This window comes from Nonomuraea sp. NPDC047897 (assembly GCF_043204415.1).
GTDB lineage: Bacteria > Actinomycetota > Actinomycetes > Streptosporangiales > Streptosporangiaceae > Nonomuraea.
The window spans coordinates 1-21,060 of sequence record NZ_JBIDCC010000010.1; the positions used below are offsets into that span (position 1 = coordinate 1).

Annotated in this window: 18 protein-coding genes; 9 read left to right on the forward strand and 9 right to left on the reverse strand. The window is 72.4% G+C overall.

The annotated features are described in order from the left end of the window. Window positions 1–172 precede the first annotated feature (172 nt). Window positions 173–727 carry an N-acetyltransferase gene (locus ACGF0J_RS22665; RefSeq protein WP_393148845.1) on the reverse strand — a complete coding sequence of 185 codons (555 nt, stop codon included), beginning with the start codon at window positions 725–727 and terminating at the stop codon, window positions 173–175. A 61-nt stretch (window positions 728–788) separates the two neighbouring features. Then, entirely contained in the window at window positions 789–1,646 is an 858-nt protein-coding gene (locus tag ACGF0J_RS22670) for an ABC transporter permease (RefSeq protein WP_393148847.1), read from the reverse strand. A 582-nt stretch (window positions 1,647–2,228) separates the two neighbouring features. Between ACGF0J_RS22670 and ACGF0J_RS22675 the strand changes: the two genes are divergently transcribed. Next, on the forward strand, window positions 2,229–3,215 hold the full coding sequence (locus tag ACGF0J_RS22675) for an aldo/keto reductase (RefSeq protein ID WP_393148849.1): 987 nt from the start codon (window positions 2,229–2,231) through the stop codon (window positions 3,213–3,215). Between the two features lie 49 nt (window positions 3,216–3,264). After that, on the forward strand, window positions 3,265–4,539 hold the full coding sequence (locus ACGF0J_RS22680) for an activator-dependent family glycosyltransferase (RefSeq protein WP_393148851.1): 1,275 nt from the start codon (window positions 3,265–3,267) through the stop codon (window positions 4,537–4,539). A gap of 21 nt (window positions 4,540–4,560) precedes the next feature. Here the strand turns inward: ACGF0J_RS22680 and ACGF0J_RS22685 are convergent, their stop codons facing one another. The 4 genes from ACGF0J_RS22685 to rfbA all read right to left on the reverse strand — a co-directional run bounded on the left by ACGF0J_RS22685 (window position 4,561) and on the right by rfbA (window position 8,886). Next, window positions 4,561–5,379, reverse strand: a complete 819-nt coding sequence (locus ACGF0J_RS22685) for an SAM-dependent methyltransferase (RefSeq protein ID WP_393148853.1) — start codon at window positions 5,377–5,379, stop codon at window positions 4,561–4,563. Then, window positions 5,376–6,914, reverse strand: coding sequence for an aromatic amino acid lyase (locus tag ACGF0J_RS22690; RefSeq protein WP_393148855.1), 1,539 nt, complete (start codon window positions 6,912–6,914; stop codon window positions 5,376–5,378). The genes ACGF0J_RS22685 and ACGF0J_RS22690 overlap by 4 nt, the downstream gene beginning before the upstream one ends. An 82-nt stretch (window positions 6,915–6,996) precedes the next feature. Beyond that, the gene (rfbB, locus tag ACGF0J_RS22695) at window positions 6,997–7,992 is read right to left on the reverse strand and encodes a dTDP-glucose 4,6-dehydratase (RefSeq protein WP_393148857.1); all 996 of its coding nucleotides are present in this window, start codon (window positions 7,990–7,992) and stop codon (window positions 6,997–6,999) included. Window positions 7,993–7,998: 6 nt separating this feature from the next. Further along, window positions 7,999–8,886, reverse strand: a complete 888-nt coding sequence (gene rfbA, locus ACGF0J_RS22700) for a glucose-1-phosphate thymidylyltransferase RfbA (RefSeq protein ID WP_393148859.1) — start codon at window positions 8,884–8,886, stop codon at window positions 7,999–8,001. Window positions 8,887–8,998: 112 nt separating this feature from the next. Here rfbA and ACGF0J_RS22705 point away from each other — a divergent pair, with 112 nt between their 5' ends. Next, window positions 8,999–10,252, forward strand: a complete 1,254-nt coding sequence (locus ACGF0J_RS22705) for an activator-dependent family glycosyltransferase (RefSeq protein ID WP_393148861.1) — start codon at window positions 8,999–9,001, stop codon at window positions 10,250–10,252. Here the strand turns inward: ACGF0J_RS22705 and ACGF0J_RS22710 are convergent. Next, entirely contained in the window at window positions 10,230–11,522 is a 1,293-nt protein-coding gene (locus tag ACGF0J_RS22710) for an activator-dependent family glycosyltransferase (protein ID WP_393148863.1), read from the reverse strand. The genes ACGF0J_RS22705 and ACGF0J_RS22710 overlap by 23 nt on opposite strands. A 92-nt stretch (window positions 11,523–11,614) precedes the next feature. Further along, window positions 11,615–14,494: an AAA family ATPase gene (locus ACGF0J_RS22715; protein ID WP_393148865.1), complete on the reverse strand. Its 2,880-nt coding sequence runs from the start codon at window positions 14,492–14,494 to the stop codon at window positions 11,615–11,617. 275 nt (window positions 14,495–14,769) lie between these two features. On the opposite strand from ACGF0J_RS22715, the gene ACGF0J_RS22720 reads away from it, so the two are divergent. The 5 genes from ACGF0J_RS22720 (at window position 14,770) to ACGF0J_RS22740 (ending at window position 18,677) form a co-directional block, all read left to right on the forward strand. Next, entirely contained in the window at window positions 14,770–15,522 is a 753-nt protein-coding gene (locus tag ACGF0J_RS22720; protein WP_393148867.1) for an NAD-dependent epimerase/dehydratase family protein, read from the forward strand. A 50-nt stretch (window positions 15,523–15,572) separates the two neighbouring features. Then, window positions 15,573–16,133: a GNAT family N-acetyltransferase gene (locus ACGF0J_RS22725; protein ID WP_393148869.1), complete on the forward strand. Its 561-nt coding sequence runs from the start codon at window positions 15,573–15,575 to the stop codon at window positions 16,131–16,133. Window positions 16,134–16,181: 48 nt separating this feature from the next. Next, on the forward strand, window positions 16,182–16,466 hold the full coding sequence (locus tag ACGF0J_RS22730) for a hypothetical protein (protein ID WP_393149218.1): 285 nt from the start codon (window positions 16,182–16,184) through the stop codon (window positions 16,464–16,466). A 95-nt stretch (window positions 16,467–16,561) separates the two neighbouring features. Then, on the forward strand, window positions 16,562–17,914 hold the full coding sequence (locus ACGF0J_RS22735; RefSeq protein ID WP_393148871.1) for a nucleotide sugar dehydrogenase: 1,353 nt from the start codon (window positions 16,562–16,564) through the stop codon (window positions 17,912–17,914). Window positions 17,915–17,963: 49 nt separating this feature from the next. After that, complete coding sequence (locus ACGF0J_RS22740; protein ID WP_393148873.1) at window positions 17,964–18,677, forward strand: class I SAM-dependent DNA methyltransferase; 714 nt, start codon at window positions 17,964–17,966, stop codon at window positions 18,675–18,677. Here ACGF0J_RS22740 and ACGF0J_RS22745 read toward each other — a convergent pair. Next, window positions 18,620–19,954, reverse strand: coding sequence for an activator-dependent family glycosyltransferase (locus ACGF0J_RS22745; RefSeq protein WP_393148875.1), 1,335 nt, complete (start codon window positions 19,952–19,954; stop codon window positions 18,620–18,622). The genes ACGF0J_RS22740 and ACGF0J_RS22745 overlap by 58 nt on opposite strands. A 470-nt stretch (window positions 19,955–20,424) precedes the next feature. On the opposite strand from ACGF0J_RS22745, the gene ACGF0J_RS22750 reads away from it, so the two are divergent. Beyond that, a complete protein-coding gene (locus ACGF0J_RS22750; RefSeq protein WP_393148877.1) occupies window positions 20,425–21,042 on the forward strand; it encodes a flavoprotein in 618 nt (205 codons plus the stop codon). The last annotated feature ends 18 nt before the right edge of the window (window positions 21,043–21,060 follow it).

The following is a 21,060-nucleotide window of genomic DNA, read 5'->3' on the forward strand; positions in this document are numbered from 1 at the left end:
CGCTGAAAGATCTCCCATAACTCATCAGGCACCAGCCGCTGCAGGAACACTTCCACGACCCATACAACGAGCAACCACCAAATGAGTCACGCTCTTAGCGCGGCCGGTCTTAGCGCGGCCCGTCCTCGCGCGGCCCGTCCCGCGCGCATGGACCAGGCGCGAACGGCCCGCCCTAGCAGGGGGTGCGCGGCCGGGAGAGCCGCTGGAGCAGGTCCTGGCCGATGCTCTGCCACGCCTCGCGGTAGACCGCGAAGATGTTGAGGTCGCGCAGCTCGCCGCGGTCGTGGACGAACTGCCGGAGCGTGGCCTCCCGGCGCACGATCTCGGAAACGCCGCTCAGCTCGCCGACGGCCTGCTCCACCGTCCACAGGTACACCTTGCGAACGCTCCAGCCGGAGAAGGCGTAGTTGACGGTCAGCGCCGCGGCCGCGGCGCCCGTCTCCGCGCCGGCGGCCGGGTCCACGAACACGCCAGCCTGGACGTGACCGCCGTTGAGATCGAGCCGGTGCAGGCCGCTCAGCCCCGCCGGCGGGCCGCCGTCGCGTGGTGCGACCTCGAACTGGGCCGCGACCTCGCCGGGCGAGGACGCCCACAGCTCGGTGAGGACGTCGCGGCTGACCGCGCCCGCGAGCCCGTGACGGTCCAGGAAGCGGTGGACGCCGGCCCCGTCGAGGGGATCGATGGGCCGCAGCGTCGTGGTGCCGACATCCAGATGGGGAAAGATCACGACATGTTCTCCTTGTCCCGCTGGCGAGACATCGGGACGCCCTGAGCCTGGCGGACACGGGTCAGTCGACCTTCCTGAAGCGGGCGACGGCGAGCCCCGCGAACAGCACGCCCGCTCCCCCGACGAGGGCGATCTCCAGCGCCACCGGGACGGTCCAGCCGAACCACGAGATCCCGGGGTTGAACATTAACTCCACGCTCGCCGGGGCGTCGACATACGCGAACACGGCCTGGCGCATCGGGTCGACCGCGTACGTGAGCGGGTTGACCAGGGAAAGCGCCGACAGCCACCCGGGCAGGTTGCCCACAGGGAACAGTGCGCCGGACAGGAAGACCAGTGGCATCACGGCCAGCTGCGAGACCCCCAGATAGGACTCCAGCCCCCGCACCCGCGTGGCGACCATGATGCCGAAGGCCGAGAGGGTGAAGGCCGCCAGCGTCATCAGGGCGAACAGTTCCAGCATCAGCAGCGGGTGGTACGGGACTCCCGCCAGCCCTGCGGGCACCAGCAGCACCGCCCCCTGGACGGCCGACAGCAGGGTGCCCGACAGCACCTTGCCGGCCACGAGGGACGTGCGGCTCACGGGAGCGACGAGCATCTCGCGCAGGAAGCCGAACTCGCGGTCCCAGACCACCGAGGACGCCGAGGAGATCGACGTGACGATCACCGTCATGGCCACGACCCCGGGGAAGATCGCTGTCTCCAGCCTGATCCCGCCCGCGTCGGCGGGCATCAGCCCGCCGAACCCGCCGCCGACGACGAACAGCCACAGGATCGCCTGCAGGAACATGGCCACGGCCCGCGACACGTCGTGCACGAAGCGGATCAGGTCCCGCTGGAGCACGACCTTGACCACCCGCAGGCTCCGGCGGGCCCCCTGCCGGGAGCCCGGCGCCTCGACGACCGTCCGCACCGCCACAGCTCACCGTCCCAACGGGGAATTCGTCATGGTTTCGGATAATGGGCGTTCCCATGGGGCGGGCGGCGGGCGGGCGCTGTCAAATCTCGGCCTATTTCCGTCCCGCTGGCGAGACGTGGCCGGGCGGCGGCGACCGGGCGACGGCTCTTGAATTGGCGGCGACGGTCCGCGTAGGTTCGCCATCGAGTGAAATGGGCGGCGCATTGCCACCGGGTGGCCATTATGCGATTGCCGGGCCGCCGGAAACGTCAGGCCGACGGGGGCGATAAGACTACAGGTTAGCCGCCTTTCTCATGCCACCCGGGAGAACCGGCCCACGGCCGGCGCCGTCCCGGGAATCCTTCGCGAAAACAGAAGGGAGGTGTGAAAATGGATCTGTCCAACATTCTTGAGCTCCAGGAGCTCGAGGTGGCCCCCGAGTACGCCGAACTGCCTGGGAGCAACAACAGCACGATCACCTGCTGATGATTGACGGTGCGGGGGATCGGCGACGGTCCCCCGCATCCGTCCGCCGGGTGGGCCGCGGGCGCTCCAGGCGTCTCCTCGCCCCGTCGAAGGGCGGAATCAACGGACAGAGGGACGATGCAGCACACACATCTCGGCCGGACGGCGCTGGAGGTAAGCCGTCTCTGCCTGGGCACGTTGAACCTCGGCATCAACATGACCAGGGCGGAGAGCTTCCAGCTCCTCGACGAGGCACTGGCCCGGGAGATGAACTTCGTCGACACCGCCAACCACTACGGCTGGCAGGTCCACCGCGGGATGACCGAGGAGCTCATCGGCGACTGGTTCGCCCAGGGCGGCGGGCGGCGCGGCAAGGTCGTGCTGGCCACCAAGGTCTTCAACCCCATGAGCGACTGGCCCAACGACCGCGGCCTGTCCGCCCGCCACATCGTCGCCGCCTGCGAGGACTCCCTACGCCGGCTGCGCACCGACTGGATCGACCTGTACCAGATGCACCACGTCGACCGGCACGCCTCCTGGGAGGAGGCGTGGCAGGCGATGGAACTGCTGATCCAGCAGGGCAAGGTGCGTTACGTAGGCTCGTCCAACTTCGCGGGCTGGCACGTGGCGGCGGCCCAGGAGGCCGCCCGGCGCCGCAACATCGTCGGTCTGGTGTCGGAGCAGTGCATCTACAACCTGATCACCAGACACGTGGAGATGGAGCTCATCCCGGCGGTGGTCTCCTACGGGCTGGGGCTGCTGGCCTGGTCGCCGCTGCACGGCGGCCTCCTCGGCGGCGCGCTGCGCAAGCTGGAGGAGGGCACCGCCGTCAAGACGGCCAGGGGGCGGGCGATCGTGGCGCTGGACAAGCACGGCGAGACCGTCGCCGCGTACGAGAAGTTCTGCCACGAGATCGGCATGCGACCCGCGATCGTCGCGCTGGCCTGGGTGCTGTCCCGGCCCGGCGTCACCTCGGCGGTGATCGGGCCGCGCACGCTCGCGCATCTCGACGACGCCGTGGAGTCGCTGGACCTGCGGCTGGCCGACGACGTCCTGGACGAGCTGGAGAGGATGTTCCCGCCGATCGGCAACGGCGGCCCGGCGCCCGAGGCGTGGGCCTGGTGACCCGCCGGCCCGCGGCGGCGGGAGCCGCCCGCCACCCGGAGGTTCGCCCGTGCGCGTCCTGATCGCCACCGTCGCCGAGCGCACCAACTTCCTCGGGATGGTCCCGCTCGCCTGGGCCCTGCGCACCGCCGGGCACGAGGTGCGGGTGGCCAGCCAGCCTCGGTTGACGGACGTGGTGGCCGACACGGGCCTCACCATGGTCCCGGTCGGCCGGGACCACGACTTCTGGCGCGTCATGCGCAGCCACCGGTTCTTCGACCCGCTGCGTGACAGCGTGCCGCCGTTCGACCTGGCGGGGCTGCCCGACGAGGAGATCGCCTGGGAGCCGCTGCAGAGCGGGTACCGGCAGGTCGTGCCCTGGTGGTGGCGGATGGTCAACGAGCCGATGCTCGACGACCTGACCGCCCTGTGCCGGGCGTGGCGGCCGGACCTGGTGATCTGGGAGCCGAGCACGTTCGCGGGCGCGGTGGCGGCCAAGGCGTGCGGCGCCGCGCACGCCCGCTTCCTGTGGGGGGTGGACGTCTTCGCCCGCCTCCGGCACCGCTACCTGCGGCTGCTGCAGGCGCGGCCCGCCGGGGACCGTGCGGACGTGCTCGCCGGCTGGCTGCGCGCCTGCGCGGCCCGCTACGGCGAGACCTTCTCCGAGGACCTGACGACCGGCCACTTCACCCTCGACTGCCTGCCCGACGAGATGCGCCTGCCCGGCACCGGCGTCACGTACGTGCCCGTGCGGTACGTCCCCTACAACGGTCGCGCCGTGGTGCCCGCGTGGCTGCGCCGGCCGCCCGAGCGGAGGCGGATCTGCCTGACCCTGGGGACGTCGGCGACCGAGCGGCAGGGCGGCTACGTGCTGTCCGTGCAGGACGTGCTGGAGGCGCTGGACGGCCTCGACGCGGAGATCGTCGTCACGCTGCCGGATGAGGAGCAGCGGCGCCTGACTCGGGTGCCCGGCAACGCGCGCCTGGTGTCGTACGTGCCGCTGCACGCGCTGGCGCCGACGTGCTCGGCGGTGATCGACCACGGGGGCGCGGGCACCGTGCTCACCACCCTGTACTACGGGGTGCCGCAGCTCGTCATCCCCCGGCCCACGTTCGACGAGCCGCTGACGGCCCGGCAGGTGACCCGCGAGGGCGCCGCCCGCACGATCCCCAGCGGCCAGGCGACCGGTGAACGGGTGCGGGCGGAGCTGGAGGCGCTGCTGTCCGACGAGGAGGTCCGGCTGGGCGCCGAGCACCTGCGCCGGCGGCTGCTGGACCTCCCGGCCCCCAACGACGTGGTCGCCGTGCTGGAACGGCTCGCCGCCCGCCGGACCCTCGCCGGATAGCGAAGGGCTCGGCGGGCGCGATCACCAGCCGGCCGGGCGGGCGGCCAGCGAGGCGGCCCACGGCGGCAGCGGGCGCAGCAGCATCGTGACGAACCCCATCACCTCGCGGTAGCCCCGCCACCAGGCCTCGCGGTAGTCGGCCGCGTACCTGAGGATCTCCCGGCCGTCGCGTCCGCCGGCCGTCACGCCCCACCGGGTCAGGCCGCTGACGCAGGCCCACAGGAAGTCGTCCCACTCCTGCACGGTGCTGACGTGGCCGTGGACGGGCAGCCAACCGGCGGCGGCCACACGCTCGACGGTCGTGGGCAGGTCGGTGAACGCGTGCCGGTCCAGCTCCAGCGCCTTGAGCGCCGCCGCGGGCGGCTCCCGCTCCCAGAAGGGCTCGCCGATGAGGACGAGCCCGTCCGGTTCGACCAGCCGTCGCAGGTAGGCCAGGTTGTCGCGCAGACCGCCGAAAGCGTCCGACAGCCCCACGCACAGCACCAGGTCGTACCTCTCCCCCGGCGCGAACCGCAGCGCGTCCACCGCCTCGAACGTGGCGCGCCCACTCAGCCCCCGGCCGCCGGCCGCCGCCGCGGCCGCCTCGACGTGCGAGGCGGAAGCGTCGATCCCGTGCCCAGTGGCCCCCGGATACAGCTCCAGGGCGCGCAGCAGCCACGCGCCCAGCCCGCAGCCGACGTCCAGCACCCGCGCGCCGGGCCGCAGCCGGGCCGGCTCCAGCACGCGGTCCACGGACGCGTCGGACAGCGGGGCGATCACCGGGTGGGTGTCGCGGAGCAGGTTCCAGGTGGACTCGGTGTCGATCTCGTCGTACGTCACCGCCCGGCGGTCGTCGTTCACAGGCCGGCCTCCCCCGTGCGCCCGAGGTCCTCCTCCAGCACCCACTGACCCGCGGCGCGCGTCATCAGGTCGCGGGCGGCGCGCACCTCGGCGGCGAGCGGCCGGTCCCGGTCCAGGGGCGGCGACAGCTCGCCCAGTTCGGCCCACAGGGACCCGGCCTCGCCGAGGTCGCGGCCCGTGAGCGCGGCGTACTGGGCCACTCCGACGGCCAGCGACCCGCAGACCAGCCAGGCCAGCTCCACGGCCTCGGCCACCCCGTTGGCCCCGTTGAGCGCCATCGGCACGTGGTCCTGGTTGGTGCCGTTCGTGGGCAGGGCGGTGAGCGAGGCCGGGTAGACGAGCTGGCGGATCCGCGAGACGAACGATGTCGCGCTGATTTGCACCCCCGCCAGGCCGCTGCCGCTGCCGGGCCGGGGCGTGAGCATCGGCGGCAGGCCGCCGTTGGTGGTGGGCGCGCACAGCACGGCGAGCTGACGCTCGGCCAGGAAGGCGACCTGCTGCAGGCACAGCCCGAGCTGGTCGGAGCAAAGGCCGACGGGCATGGCGTGGAAGTTGCCGCCGTGCAGGATCTCGCCCTCGTAGCAGATGGGGTTGTCCGTGCAGCCCAGGGCCTCGCGGACGAGCACGTCCTCGGCCGACCGGAGCTGGTCCAGCACCGCGCCGAGCACCTGCGGCGCGCACCGGAGGCTGTAAGGCTCCTGCAGCGGGCGCGAGGTGTCGCGGGCGAACCCGGCCGGCAGTTCCGCACGCACCCAGCCGGCGACGGTGAGCTGGCCCGGCTGCCCGCGCACGTGCCCGAGGCCGGGATGGTACGCCTCGGGATTGGCTCCCAGCAGGCACGCGAGCCGGCCGGTCAGCGCGGCCACCGCACGGGTCAGCAGGGTGATGGCGTGGTGGTTGACGATGCTCACCGCCAGGCCGACGCTCGTCCCGTTCACGAAGGCGAGCGCCTCGCGGGCGGGCCACTCGACCGGTGTCGCGCCGAGCCCGGCGAGTGCCTCGGCCGCGGGCCGCACGGACCAGCGGCCGCTCATGTCGCGCACCCACGCCTCCCCCTGCCCGGCGTAGGCGAGCGCGGCCTGTGCCAGGGTCTGCAGGTCGCCGCTGGCGCTCACCGTGCCGTGGCGCGGGATCGCCGGGGTGAAACCGAGGTTCCACAGGTCGGCGAGGACCTGCCAGAACTCGGGCGACACCGCCGAGTGGCCGCGGCGCATGCTCTGCAGCCGCAACCAGACCACCAGGCGGCACACCTCGGGCGACAGCGGCTCGCCCTGCGCGGTCCCGAGGTGCGCGATCAGGCCGCCGCCCTGCTCGAACGAGGACTCCGACGCGGCGAAGTCCACGAGGGCGCCGAACCCCTGGGTTATCCCGTAGACCTTCTCCTTCGCGGCGATCGCCGTGGTGAGCACCTCGACGCTGGCCCGCATGCGGTCGATGTCGTCCTCGTCGCACTTGTCCAGCACCGCCTCCCACCCCGCGCTGCGCAGGATGTCGGCGAGCCCGCTGTTGCGCTGCCGCTCGGCAAAGACTGTCACGTGTCACTCCATGGGGTTGGTCCGGCTCCCGCCGCCGGAACGTCTCGCCGGCGGGACGCCCTGCGTCGGGTCACCGGCTCGGTCAGGAGCCGACCGGCTCGAACAGCTCCCGTTTCAGGGGCTCCCACCAGCTCCGGTGCTCGGCGTACCACCGCACCGTGCTCCGCAGGCCGTCGGGCAACGGCACCTCCGCCCGGTACCCCAGCTCACGGGCGATCTTGGCGCTGTCCAGGGAGTAGCGCCGGTCGTGCCCCTTGCGGTCGTCCACGAAGCGCACCGCGGACCAGTCGGCTCCGCAGATCTCCAGCAGGTGCCGGGTGGTGTCGAGGTTGGTCAGCTCCGTGCCGCTGCCGATGTTGTACACCTCGCCCGGACGGCCCCGCTCCGCGACGAGGGCGACGCCACGGCAGTGGTCGTCGACGTGGGTCCACTCCCGCACGTTGCGCCCGTCGCCGTAGACGGGGAGCTGCTCACCGTCGAGCAGACCGGTGATGAACAGCGGGACGAGCTTCTCGGGAAACTGGTAGGGCCCGTAGTTGTTGGAGCACCTGGTGACGCAGACCGGGAGCCCGTGGGTGTGGAAGAACGCCAGCGCGAGCATATCGCCGGCGGCCTTCGAGGCCGAGTACGGCGAGCTGGGCCGCAGCGGCTCGTCCTCCCCCCACGAGCCGGCGTCGATCGACCCGTACACCTCGTCCGTCGACACCACGACGACCTTGTCGACGCCGTGGCGCAGCCCCGCCTCCAGCACGACGTGGGTCCCCAGGACGTTCGTCGTCACAAAGGCGGAGCCGTCACGGATCGACCGGTCCACGTGCGTCTCGGCGGCGCAGTGCACCACCGTGGACACGTCCTTCACCAGGCCGTCGACCACGTCCGGATCGCAGACGTCGCCCTGCACGAAGGTCAGGCGCGGGTCGTCCGCCACGGGGGCGAGGCTCTGCCTGGTCCCGGCGTAGGTGAGCTTGTCGAGCACGACGATGTCGGCGCCGGCGAACGCCGAATAGGCTCCCGACAGGGCCCGACGGACGAAGTTCGACCCTATGAACCCGGCACCGCCGGTCACCAAGACGCGCATATGGATTCACCTTTGCCGAGAGTCGCTCCATGAGCGGGCCACGTCCATGACATATCTGCCATATTCGGAGTGCCTCATCTCGAGGCCCCTTTTATAACACGTCTCCGCGTCTATAAAACCCATTCCGAGCGCCGTCTCCTCAATGCAGGCTATCCGCCGGCCGGTCCGCCGCTGGGTCTCGCGCACATACTCCGCGGCCTCCAGGAGCGAGTCGCAGGTGCCGGTGTCGCACCATTGATATTCGCTGCCCATGGACACCAGCGACGCTTTTCCCTCGGCCAGGTAGACTCGGTTGACATCGGTGATCTCCAGCTCGCCGCGCGCCGAAGGGCGCACCTCCTTGGCGATGTCGACGACCTCCTTGTTGTAGAGGTAGAGGCCGGTGACCGCATGGCGCGAGCGCGGCCGCGCCGGCTTCTCCTCAAGCGACAGCAGGGCGCCCCGCCCGTCCAGCTCGCCGACCGCGTAGCGCCGCGGGTCGTCCACCTCGTAGCCGAACAACACGCAGCCGTCCACCTGCCGCCGCGCACTCGCCAGAAGTCCGCGCAGGTCAGGGCCGTGGAAGAGATTGTCGCCAAGGACCAGGGCGCACTCCTCGCCGTCCACGAAACGCTCGCCCACGAGGAAGGCGTCGGCGATGCCGCGCGGCTCCGGCTGCTCGGCGTAGGACAGGTCGATGCCCAGCTTCGAGCCGTCTCCCAGCAGGACGCGCAGCGCGGGCACGGTGGCGGGCGTGGAGACGACGAGGACGTCCCGAATTCCCGCCAGCATGAGAACCGACAGCGGATAGTAGACCATGGGCTTGTCGTAAACCGGTAACAATTGCTTGGACATCGGCAGGGTGACAGGATGCAGCCGCGTTCCGCTGCCGCCCGCGAGAACGATTCCCTTCATATTCCCTCCCGCATTGGTCGGTCCATTTCGATGCTAGGCGCCGGCCCCCTGCGCTCAACCCCTACCGACCCCCTCAAAGGCCGGCCCACATCCCGCCGGAAAGGAGCCCCGGATGCGTGTCCTCATCGCCACCCAGGCGGAGCGGTCGCATTTCTTCAGCCTTGTGACGCTCGCCTGGGCGCTGCGCACGGCCGGGCACGAGGTGCGGGTGGCCAGCCAGCCGGAGCTGGCCGAGACGATCGCCGACAGCGGCCTGACCGCGGTGCCCGTCGGCCACGACCACAGGTTCCGGCAGGTCATGAAACGCGTCGTCGACGCCCAGTGGCCGCGCTTCGACATGACGGTGGACCCGTCGGCGGAGGTGTCGTGGGAGTACGTGCGTGACGGGTTCCGGCGGCTGGTGCCCTGGTGGTGGAAGGTGGTCAACGAGCCGCTGGTCGGCGATCTGGTCGCGTTCTGCCGGCAGTGGCGGCCGGACCTGGTCGTGTGGGAGCCGACCACCTTCGCCGGCCCGGTCGCTGCGAGGGCCTGCGGCGCGGCCCACGCCCGCCTCCTGTGGAGCGTGGATCTGTTCGCGCGGATGCGCGGGTTGTATGTGGAGTTGATGGCCGGCCGGCCGGCGGGCGAGCGGGAGGACGTGCTGGCCGAGTGGCTGGACGGGCATCTGGGCCGGTTCGGCGAGCGGTTCGCCGAGGACGTGGTGTGCGGCCAGGTCACGGTCGACTACCTGCCCGCCTCGCTGCGACTGGAGACGGCCGGGGTGGAGTACGTGCCGATGCGGTACGTGCCCTACAACGGCCGGGCCGTGGTGCCGTCCTGGCTGCGCACCCCGCCGGAGCGCCCCCGCGTCGCCCTCACCCTCGGCAACTCCTGGACCAACCGTCTCGGCCGCTACGCCGTCCCTGTCCAGGACGTCCTGGACGCCCTGGCCGGGCTGGACGTCGAGGTCGTCGCCACGCTGTCGACCAAGCAACAGGCCGAGCTGACGCGGGTGCCGGACAACGCCCGCCTGGCCGAGTACGTGCCGCTCCACGCGCTCGCGCCGACGTGCCGGGTGGTCATCAACCAGGGCGGCCCCGGCACCGTCTGCACCACCGCCTCTCACGGGGTGCCCCAGCTCGTCCTCCACTACGACTGGTTCGACGAGCCACTGCTCGCGCGCGGGCTCGTCCGGGCCGGGGCCGGCGCCGCCGTCCCCAGCGCCGAGGTGACCGCGGCCGGGGTTCGAGAGCAGGTCGTACGGCTGCTGGAGTCCCCGTCCTTCGCCGAGGGCGCCGACCGGCTGCGCGCGGAGATGGCCGCCATGCCGGCTCCCAACGACATCGTCGCCCGGCTGGAGAGGCTCACCGCCGAGCACCGGCGGTGAGCCGGCTGCGGTGCTCCTCGGTGAGCCGTTCCAGCTCGAGCACCACCTGGTTGGGGCTCGGCATGGCCAGCACCTCCGCGCGCAGCCGCCGGGCCGCCTCGGCGAAGGACGGGTCGGCCAGCAGCCGTTCGAGGCCGGCGCGCACGTTGGCCGCGGTCGTCTCCTCCTCGCTCAGGGCGAGCCCGGCGCCCTGACGGGCGACGGCCCGCGTAAGCAGGGGCTGGTCGAGCAGGTTGGGCAGCATGAGCTGCGGCACGCCGCAGGCCGTCAGCGTGGCCAGGGTCCCCCACCCGCCGTGGTGGACCGCGGCGGAGCAGGTCGGCGCCAACGCGTGCAGCGGCGCGTAGTCGACCAGGCGGGCGTTGTCCGGCACCCGTGCCAGCTCGGCCTGCTGCCTGGCCGACAGCGTGGCGACGACCTCGACGTCCAGCCCGGCCAGGGCGTCGAGCAGGGCCTGCCCCGTCCCCATGTGCTCGTCCTGCCGGCTCGCGGCCGAGATCCCCATGGTCAGGGCCACGCGCGGGCGCTCCGGCGGCGTGCGCAGCCAGCCCGGCAGCACCGACCGGCCGTTGTAGGGCACGTACCGCATCGGCACGCGCGTGAGGCCCGCGCCGGCACCCGGCCGCAGCGAGCCCGGAACGCAGTCGATCGTGAACTGGCCGCAGGCCAGATCCTCGGAGAACCGCTCACCGAACCGCGCCAGACGGCCGCCCAGCCACCCGGCCAGCGCGTCCTCCCGCTCCTCCGGCGGCTGCTCGTCCCGCAGCCGCAGGAAGTGGCCCCGCATGAGCGCGAACTTGTCGGCCCCCCACACCAGCCGCGCGTGCGCGGCGCCGGCGACCTTGGCCGCGACGGCGCCGGCGAAGGTCACCGGCCCCCAGATCACCAGGTCCGGCCGCCATTCCCGGCAGTAGGCGACCAGGTCGTCCATCATGGAGTCGTTGACCATCCGCCACCACCAGGGCACCACCCGGCGGTAGCCGTCCCTGACGTACTCCCAGGTGATCTCCTCTGCCGGGCGGTCCGCCCGGCCGAAGAGCGGCGCCCGCTCCCTCAGACCGTCGAGCACCCGGTAGGTGTTCATCACCCGCCAGAGATCGCGATCCCTGCCCACGGGCACCGCGGTCAGGCCACTCCCGGCGACGGCGTCGACCAGCCGGGGCTGGCTGACGACGCGCACCTCGTGGCCGGCCGTGCGCAGCGCCCAACCCACCGGCACCATGCCCTGCAGGTGGGCGTTCTCCGCGATGGTCGCGATGACGACGCGCATCGCGTCTCCCTTCGGCTCGTGGAGCTCGGTCCGTGGAGCTCGGTCCGTGGCGGCTCGGGCTCGACTCGTGGGGCGCGGCCCGGGGCTCGCGGTCACGCGTCCGGGGCTCGGGGGCGCAGCCTCCCGGCGAGCCCGCCCCGGCCGTCGACGCCGAGCTTGCGGTAGATGCGGGTGAGGTGCTGCTCCACGGTGCTCACCGTGACGCTGAGCAACTCGGCGATCTCCCGGTTCAGGTACCCCTCCGCGGCCAGGGACGCCACCCGGTGCTCGGCGTCGCTGAGGAGCGGACTGGTCTCGTAGGCGCTCTCCGGCGGGTACGGCCCGGCGTCGCTGTCGCGGGGCACCTCGCTGAGCGCCAACGCCCGCCGCAGCGGTTCGGCCCGGCACTCGGCGGCCAGACGCAGCGCCCGCCGTCGCGCCTGGCGGGCCCGCGACCGGCCGCCCAGCACCTGGTGGGCGTGGCTCAGGTCGGCCAGCACGCGGGCCGTGCCCAGGCGGTCGCCGGAGCCCTCCAGCAGCGCGAGCGCCTCCGTCAGCAGCGGCACCCGCTCCACCGGGTCCCGCAGCGCGGCGCACAGCCGCAGCGCAGTCCCCCGCACCCGGGCCGAGGCCGCCGCCGGCTCGCTGAGCTGCTCGTCCAGCAGTTCCCGGCAACGGTCGCGGCGGCCGATCCGCAGGTGCGCCTCGGCTGCCCCGAGCCGCCACCGCGGGAACACCGGCAGGTCGGCCCCCCACCCGCTCATCAGCTCGCCGCAGGCCAGGAAATCGTCGAGCGCGGCGTGGGGCCTGCCCGTCGCCAGGTGGTAGTGGCCGCGAGCGTCCAGGTAATGCAGGCCGAACCGGGTCTGGAACAACGCGTCCGGAATCGGCCGACCGAGGTGGTGCGCGGCCAGGTCGTAGCTGCCCATCCCGGTCGCCGCCCGGACCAGCGTCGCCACCGGCATGCCGACGGCCACCCCCCAGCTCCGCGGCGGCAGATGACTGATCGCCCAGCTCGCGTGCCGCTCCGCCAGGGGCAGGTGGCCCTGCCGGACCGCGATCTCCGCTCGCAGCGCGGTCAGCAAGGCCCGCCACGTGGGCGCCCGCCGCCTGGCCGCCTCCCGCATCGCACGGTCGCACCACAAGGCCGCCCGTTCGGCGGCGTCCGAGCACATCAACGCCAGCAGCGCCGCCTCGACGGCCGGCAGCGTCGCATCGTCCAGCCGGGCCCCGCGCAGCACACCCTCCGCCTCGGCCACCGCGTCCCCCCGCGCGGGCTTCGCCACGCCCGGGCCCACCGGCGCGAGAGACCCCTCACCCTCCGCGGGTCTCGCCGGCGGGACTCCGGCACCACAAGCCCCCCGCCTCCCATTCCCGGCCGGGCTCACGGCCGGGCTCACGGCCGGGCTCAGGGTCCTGGGGTCCGTTGTGGTGAGTGGTGGGGTCGGCGGGTGAGGGAGGTTGGCCAGGAGTGGGGGGCATACGGCCGACAGCCATTCCCGCGTGGCCGTCAGCCCGGGTTCGTCGGCCCGGCCGGCGAGGGACGCCAGCGTCTGGCCGGCCTCGTGCAGCCGTCCGTGCCACAGCAGGGCCCGCACCACGTCGCCCGCCTCGCGCCAGGGCAGGCTGCCCTCACGCAGCGCCGTGGCCAGCATGGTGAGGTGCCGGTCGGTGGTGGCGGGGTTGAGCCGCCACCCGGCCCTGGCCAGCATGAGCGTCGTCTCCGCCCGCTGCGCCTCGTCGGCGCAGGCCCGGACCGCGAGGTTGAGGCAGTCGACGGCGAACTCGGCCTCGTCGTCCAGCAACGCCTGCGCCGCGGCCTCCTGAAGCAGCGGCACCACCCACGGGTCGGGCGCGTACAGGGCGGCCACCAGGTGCCTGGCGATGGCGGTGCGGGATCCCCCGTGGTCGCGCAGCAGCTTGGCGGCCCGCCGGTGCATGGCCGCGCGTTCCCGCGGGTCCATGTCGCCTAGGACGGCCATGCGCGCCTCCTGGTCGCGGAAGCGCCCGGCACGCAGGACGCCGATCCGGTCGAGCTCGTCCAGCGCCTGGCCGGCCGAGGCGGGGTCGATGCCGAGCAGCCGGTGGAGATGGTCCGGCCCGTCCTCGTCGAGGACGGCGGCCGCGCGGCCCGCCCACAGTCCCGTAGGCCGGCCCCGGTGCAGGCAGGCGAGCACCGCCCCGGCGTAGGCGTCCAGCGGCGGCCGATCACCGGACCGATCACCGGCCATGGGCCGGGCGGCGGTGCGGGCGGCGGTGCGGGCGGCGCGGACGTCCTCGGCGAAGGCGCGCACCAGCGCCGGGTTGCCGCCGCTCAACTCCCAGCACGCCGCCGCCAGACCGTCACCGGCGTCCGCCACGTGCCTGCGGAGCAGGGTCGCGACCCCGTCCTGGGTCAGCGCGCCGAGCTCGACCCGGTGGCCGTGCGGGTAACCGAGCAGTTCGATGTCGATGGCCTCCAGCAGCCGCCGGGGCCGGGCCGGCTCGGCCAGCGCGATGACGACGCGGGTCCGCTCCACCCGGCGGGCGAAGTACAGCAGGCACTGCAGCGACGCGGCGTCGGCGTGGTGCGCGTCGTCCACGGTGATCAGGACCGGCCGGCGTCCGGCCAGGCGGGCGACCTCGGACCACAGCCGGTGCACGAGTCTGGACTGCGCCGGCGTGCCGTGGACGGGCAGGGTCCACGTCCGGGACAAGGCCTCGTCCATCAGTGCCGCAAGCGGGCCGAGCGGGCCGTCGGCCGGCCCGGCCGGTGCGGGGAAGAGCTGGTTGAACAGCCCCATCGGCACCATGTTCTCGGCCCGCGACCCGATGGCGCCGAGGGTCAGGAAGCCGGCCGCGCGCGCCCGCGCGGCCCACTCGCGCAGCAGCGCGGTCTTCCCGCTGCCGGCGAAGCCCTTGATCGAGACCAGGCCGCCGCGGCCGGCCCGGCAGCCGGCGAGCAGCGACTCCAGCCGGGCGAGGGCGTCGTCGCGTTCCGTGAGATCGGTCATCGTGGTGCGTCAGCCCTTCGGACGGCACAATAACGCCGAGGCCCCGTCACCGCCACGGGCGTCATTCACCCGGACGCCGTCTGACGGGTCACCCATTATCGTTCGCGGGCGCCGCTCGGTTTGTCCCGCCAGCGGGACGCGCAGCCGGACGGATGCGTTATTCGGCACGGCGCGATGACGGCTTTGTCTTGGTCGCCGGCGACATGTTCTCATCTCGTACGGCGGGCCCGCGCCGCGGGTTCCGCGCATTTCCGGTCGAAAGGCGGTTCGCGGCAGTGGAGATCATCGGAAATGGTTTCCTGGCGAAACACCTGCGTCCGCTCGGCCACCGGCACGCCGGGGTGACCGTGCTGGCCGCGGGCGTGCCTCGCCAGGACCTGCCGGAGTCCGAGCACGCGCGCGAGGTGGCCCTGGTCGAGCAGGCGATCCGCGACTGCCGAAAGCGGGACCACAAGCTGGTCTTCTTCTCCACCGCCAGCATCTACGGCGGCGGCCGCGGCTGCCAGGGGCGCGAGGACGAGCCGATGGCGCCGCTGACCGAGTACGGCCGGCACAAACTGGGGCTGGAGGCGCTCATCCGCGACTCCGGCGTCCGCTACCTGACGCTGCGGCTGTGCTACATGCTGGGGCCGTACGCGCCACCGTTCAGGCTGATCCCGTCGCTGATCACGCAGATCCTGTCGGGGTCGGTGCGCGTCTACCAGGGCGCCTACCGCGACCTGCTGCACGTGGCCGACGCTGTGATGATCATCGACAGGCTCCTGGAGACCGGGATCGAGCAGGAGATCGTGAACGTGGCCTCGGGCGACTGCGTGCGCGTCGAGCTGATCGTGGACCATATCGAGAAGCGACTCAACGTGACTGCCGAAAGAGATTTCGCCGGTCTCGGGACGGCTCATTGCCTCTCGGTGGAGAAGCTCCACGGAATTATTCCGGAGCTGGCCGGCATGAACTTCGGTCCGGGCTATTACCAGCTCGCCATCGATCGGTATTTTCGGGAATCCGGGCACCTGCCGGGAAGCTTCTGAACATCCCGGTCCCGGTTAATCAGAATCGAATCAACCAGGGGCGGCGAACCATGCTCATTCCCCATGTCATAACGCGGCGCACGACGCTCGTCCCGGTGGACCCGGTGGTCGCCGGGCCGGACGTGCGGCGGGTCCTCGACAGCGAGGGGCTCGCCCGGCTGCCCGATCTGGAGGCGTTCCTGGCCACCGGCACGGACGACGCGGCGGAGACGGCCGCCCAGTTCTTCGTCGTGCGGACCGACACCGGGGACAAGGTCGGCTTCGCCTCGATGACGCACCTCGACACGGCGCTCGGCCAGGTGCGCGTCGACGTGGTCACCGACCCGCTCAGGACCGGGTTCGGCATCAGTCTCGAAGCGACGATGCTCGTGGTGAACTACGCGTTCGCCACCTGGGAGATCGGCAAGATCTACTTCTGCGCCACGCCACGGAACTTCGACACCCTGGCCGCCTTCCCCGCCATGATCACCGAGGAGGTGGAGCCTCCCGCCCAGGTGCGCGATCTCGGTACGGCCCACGGCCTGCGGGTGCTGTCGATCCACCGGGACCGGTGGGAGAAGTACGGCACCAGGTTCCTCGACCGGCTGGTGAAGAGCCCGATCGGCCGTTGACGGCTCGGTGACGAGAAGCGAAGACCTGACGAAGGGGACGTGAGCGAGATGCTCGAGATCGAGCGGAACGAACTGATCACGCAGATCAAGGTCCAGGCGATGACGATCCTGATGTTCACCTCCAGCGAGCCCGAGTTCGAGTTGCCCGAGCCCAGCAAGATGGACGACCTCGACTCGTTCTCGGTCGTGCAGCTCATCCTCACGCTGGAGGACATCTACGACGTGCGCCTGCTGGAGGACATGCAGCAGTTCGAGGGGAAGACCTTCGACGACCTGGCCGACTTCGTCGCCCTGCGCATCTCCCAGAACGACCAGGCCGTCCCACCCGCCTGACCGCGCGCACGTCCGCCGGGCCCGCAAGGCACACCCACCACGAAAGCGTGACATGAACCGACACATCACCCGTGCGACGAGATTCGGGGGCTGACATGCGCTTCCTGCCCGACTGGGAGAGCATCACGGTGTCCGTCATCGGTCTGGGCTACGTCGGGTCCTGCGTGGCCGCGGCCCTGACCGACCAGGGCATCCGCGTGGTCGGCGTGGACAACGACGCCTCTCTGGTCGCGGAGCTGACCGCCGGGCACTGCCGGTTCCGCGAACCCGGCCTGCCCGACCTGCTCGCCCGCGGAATCACCTCATCACGACTGAGCGTCACGACGGACTACGACGCCGTGTCCTCGACCGACATCGTCATCGTGGCGGTCGGCACCCCGGTCCGGCCGGACGGCGCCCTGGTGGACACCCAGCTCCGCGGCGCCTGCGAAGAGCTGGCCCGTGGGATCCGGCCCGGCCAGCTCGTCATCTTCAAGAGCACGGTGCCCGTGGGCACCACGCGCGGCCTCGTGGCGCCCTTGCTGGAGAGCTCAGGGCTGTCCTGCGGCGCAGACTTCGGCCTGGCCTTCTGCCCGGAACGCCTGTCCGAGGGCGTCGCGCTGAGCGAGCTGCGCCGCTTCCCCATCGTCATCGGCGGCTGGTGCCAGGACAGCGTCGACGCCGCCGCGGTGTTCTGGCAGAAGAGCATCGGCGTGGATGTGGTGCCCTGCGGGTCCGTCGAGGCCGCGGAGCTGGTGAAGCTGACGAACAACTGGTGGGTCGACCACAACATAGCCCTGGCCAACGAGCTCGCCCAGGTCTGCGCCAGGTCCGGCGTGGACGTGCTGGAGGTCATCTCGGCGGCCAACTCCATCCCCAAGGGAGAGGGCAGCGTCAACGTCCTCCTGCCGAGCGTCGGGGTCGGCGGGTCGTGCCTGACCAAGGACCCGTGGATGCTGTGGCGCTCGGCCCGCGAGCTCGGCGTCGAGCTGCGCACGATCCCCGTCGCCCGGACGGTCAACGACTCCATGCCCGGATTCACCGTGCGGCTCATCGTCGAGGAGCTGGCCAAGCTCGGCAGGAGCCCCGAGACGGCCACGATCGCGGTGCTGGGACTGGCGTTCAAGAACGACACGGGCGACCTGCGGGCCACCCCGGTCGCGCCGGTCGTGGCCGCGCTGCGGCAGGCCGGCGCGCAGGTGCGGCTGTACGACCCGCTCGTGACGGCCGGGGAGACCGAGAAGACCTTCGGGTCGGGTCAGGCGGAGTCCCTGAGGGAAGCGGTCCGTGACGCCGACTGCGTCGCCGTGCTGGCCAGGCACAAGCAGTTCGACGCGGTGGACTTCGCCGAGGTGCGCCGTGCCGCGGCGCCGTCGTGCGTCGTGGTGGATGGGCGCGCCTACTACTCACGGGACATGATCGACCGGCTTCGGGAGCTGGGCTTCTCCTACCGTGGGATCGGGCGTTAGGCGTAACGGACACGGCCGCCCGACGCCGGCCGGGAAACCGAGGGAACAGATGTACCCAGCGGAGCTGGCGGAGAGCTACAACCGGGTCTACCTGGGCCGGGGCAAGGACTACGCGGGCGAGGCCGCCGACGCCGTCCGGTGGGTCCGGCGCCACGCGCCCGGCGCCGCCTCGCTGCTGGACCTGGCCTGCGGCACCGGCAACCACCTGCGCCGCTACGCCGAGGCGTTCGACCGGGTGGAGGGCATGGACCTGTCGCAGGACATGCTGGCCATGTCGAAGGAGTCGCTGCCCGGCGTGCCGCTGCACCTGGGCGACATCCGTGACTTCGAGCTCGGCCGCACGTACGACGCCGTCTCGTGCCTGTTCGCCATCGGCCATCTGCAGTCGGCCGAGGAGCTCGACGCGGCCCTGGCGCGCATGGCCGCGCACGTGGTCAGCGGCGGGGTGGTGGTGGTCGAGCCGTGGTGGTTCCCGGACACGTTCGACGCCGGGCACGTCTCGGCCGAGGTGTTCGACGACCGGCAGCCCGTACTGGCCCGCATGTCGCACTCGGTGCGCACCGGCCGCAAGGTCCGCACCGACGTGCACTGCCTGGCCGCCCACCCGGGCGCGGGGGTGCGGCACTCGTCGCACAGCTTCGAGCTGACGCTGTTCACGCGGGAGGAGTACGAGGCGGCGTTCACGCGGTGCGGGCTGTCGCCCGTCTACGTCGAGGGCGCGCCCTGGGACTGCGGCCTCTTCGTGGGCGTGCGGGAGGGCTGACGCGCCGCGGCTCCGTCCGCCCGGTGCAGGGCCGTGAGCCGTTCCAGCTCCGCGACGACGTCGTTGGGCGTCGGCAGGGCGAGCATCTCGTCCCTGAGCCGCCCGGCCCCCCGGCGCAGGTCCGGCTCGCGGAGCAGTCGCACCAGGTGCTCACGGGTGCTCTCCTCGGTGACGTCGTCGCTCGGGATCATCAGCGCCATGCCCTGATCGGCCAGCCCGCGGGCCACCAGCCGGTCGTCGAGCAGCCGGCGCGGCAGGATGAGCTGCGGCACCCCGTGGACGGCCGCCGTGCACACCGTGCCCGGCCCCCCGTGGTCGATGACGGCCGAGCAGGTGGGCATCAGCGCGTGCAGCGGCACGAACGAGACCAGCCGGGCGTTGGGCGGCACGCTCGCCAGCTCGGCCCGCTGCCGGGGCGGCACGGTGGCGACGATCTCGACGTCGAGGTCGCCCAGCGCGTCCAGCAATCCCTGCATGGAGACGGCGTAGCGGCCGAGCCGCTCGGTCGCCGACAGCCCGAGGCTGAGGCAGACGCGCGGCCGTTCGGGCGGCACCCGCAGCCATGCGGGGACGACGGCCCGGCCGTTGTACGGGACGTACCGCATCGGGACGTAGTGCAGGCCGGCGGCCCGGCCCAGCGAGGCGGGCATGTGGGTCACGGTGAAGTGGCCCCGGGCCAACTCCTCCGTGAACCGTCCGCCGAAGCGCCCGGCCTGCGCGCCGAGCCACCGGGCCAGCACGTCGTCCCGCCGTCCCGCCGGCTGTTCGGCCAGCACGCGCAGGAACCGCTCGCGCATCCACCCGAAGAGGTCCACGCTCCACAGCACCCGGGCGTGAGCGGCGCCCGACGCCTGGGCCGCGATCGCCCCCGCGAACGTCCCCGGCTCCCAGAGCACCAGGTCAGGCTGCCACCGCAGGCAGAAGTCGGTCAGGTCGTCGATCATCGGACCGTTGACGGTGCGCCACCACCATGACACGACCTCGCGGTATCCCCAGGTCAGCTCCTGCCACGTCAGGTCGCCGGGCCAGCTCTCCCCCATGTCGAAGAACCCCGACCCCTCCTCCTCGCCGAACCGCCGGGCCCACTCGCGGTGGCGGTACAGGGCGTGGTCGCGGCCCACCGGCACCACGGTGAGCCCGGTGCCCGCGACGGCGTCCGCCAGCTCGGGCTGGGTCGCCACCCGCACCTCGTGGCCGGCGGTCCGCAACGCCCAGCCCAGCGGCACCATGCTGAGGAAATGCGTCTTCTCGGCGTAGGAGACCAGCAGGACCCGCATGTGTTTCTCCTCCCGCACGCGTGGGAATAGGAAAGCGCGCCGGACGGCTTCCGCGCCGCTTTCCCCGCGATGCGCGCGGGGGAAATGCCGAGCCGGCGCCCGCACCGTTCCGCGGGCCTGTCCGTGACGGTAGGCACCCACTCCCCCGCCCGCAACGCCGCAGCCCGCCGGGGCGGTCCGGCCGCTATCCGGCGTCCCGCCGGCGAGACGGCCGGACCTGCCGGAATACCGGTTGAATGCCGATGGGACACCCGGCGGAATACCGGTCGGAATATCGCGGAACGGGACCCGAATGGCGCCGGCAGGACGGCCACGGAGCATTCCCGGCCGCGGGTCACCGCCGGAAATTGACGCCGGCCCGCACCGAAAACTAACGTGCCGCGGGAGGCGGAATTCCAACGGGCGAGCGGCCACGAGCCGATTCGCCATGTCCCCAGGGAAAGGCCGATGTCCTGTCGCGAGGGCCCCACGTGACCAAGCCCCGCCGCGTTCCCGAGCTCGGCGCACGGCGCCTGCTGATCGTGGGCACCGGCGCCGTCGCCGCGATGCACCTGCCGTCCTGGCTCACCTGGCTCACCACCTCCTACCCGGACCTCGAGGCGCGGGTGGTGCTCACGCGCAGCGCCGAACGGTTCGTCAGCCGCGAGGCGCTGAGCGTGCTGATCCGCGGCGAGGTCCTTCCCGACCGCTGGCCGGACGAGCCCGGCCCCGAAGCGCTCCACGTGCGGCTCACCGAGTGGAGCGAGGCGATCGCCGTCTATCCGGCCTGCCTGAACTACGTGTCCAGGCTGGCGCTGGGCCTGGCCGACACGCCTTCGCTGCTGGCCCTGCAGTGCACGTCAGCGCCGATCGGCGTGGCTCCCTCACTGCCGCCGGGGGCGCTGGACAACCCCACGTTCCGCGCCCACCTCGACACGCTGGCCGAGCGGCCCAACGTGGTGGTGGCGCCCACCCTACCCGCGATCAGCGCCACGACCCGGCGGGCGGACGCCGCGGGCGCGCCCCCGCTGTGGACGCTGATCGACCTCGTCGAACGGCTGCGCCGGAGCCTGTCGCCCGACGCGGTCCCGCCCGCCGACGTCGTGTGACACGCGGAGGCAGTGCTT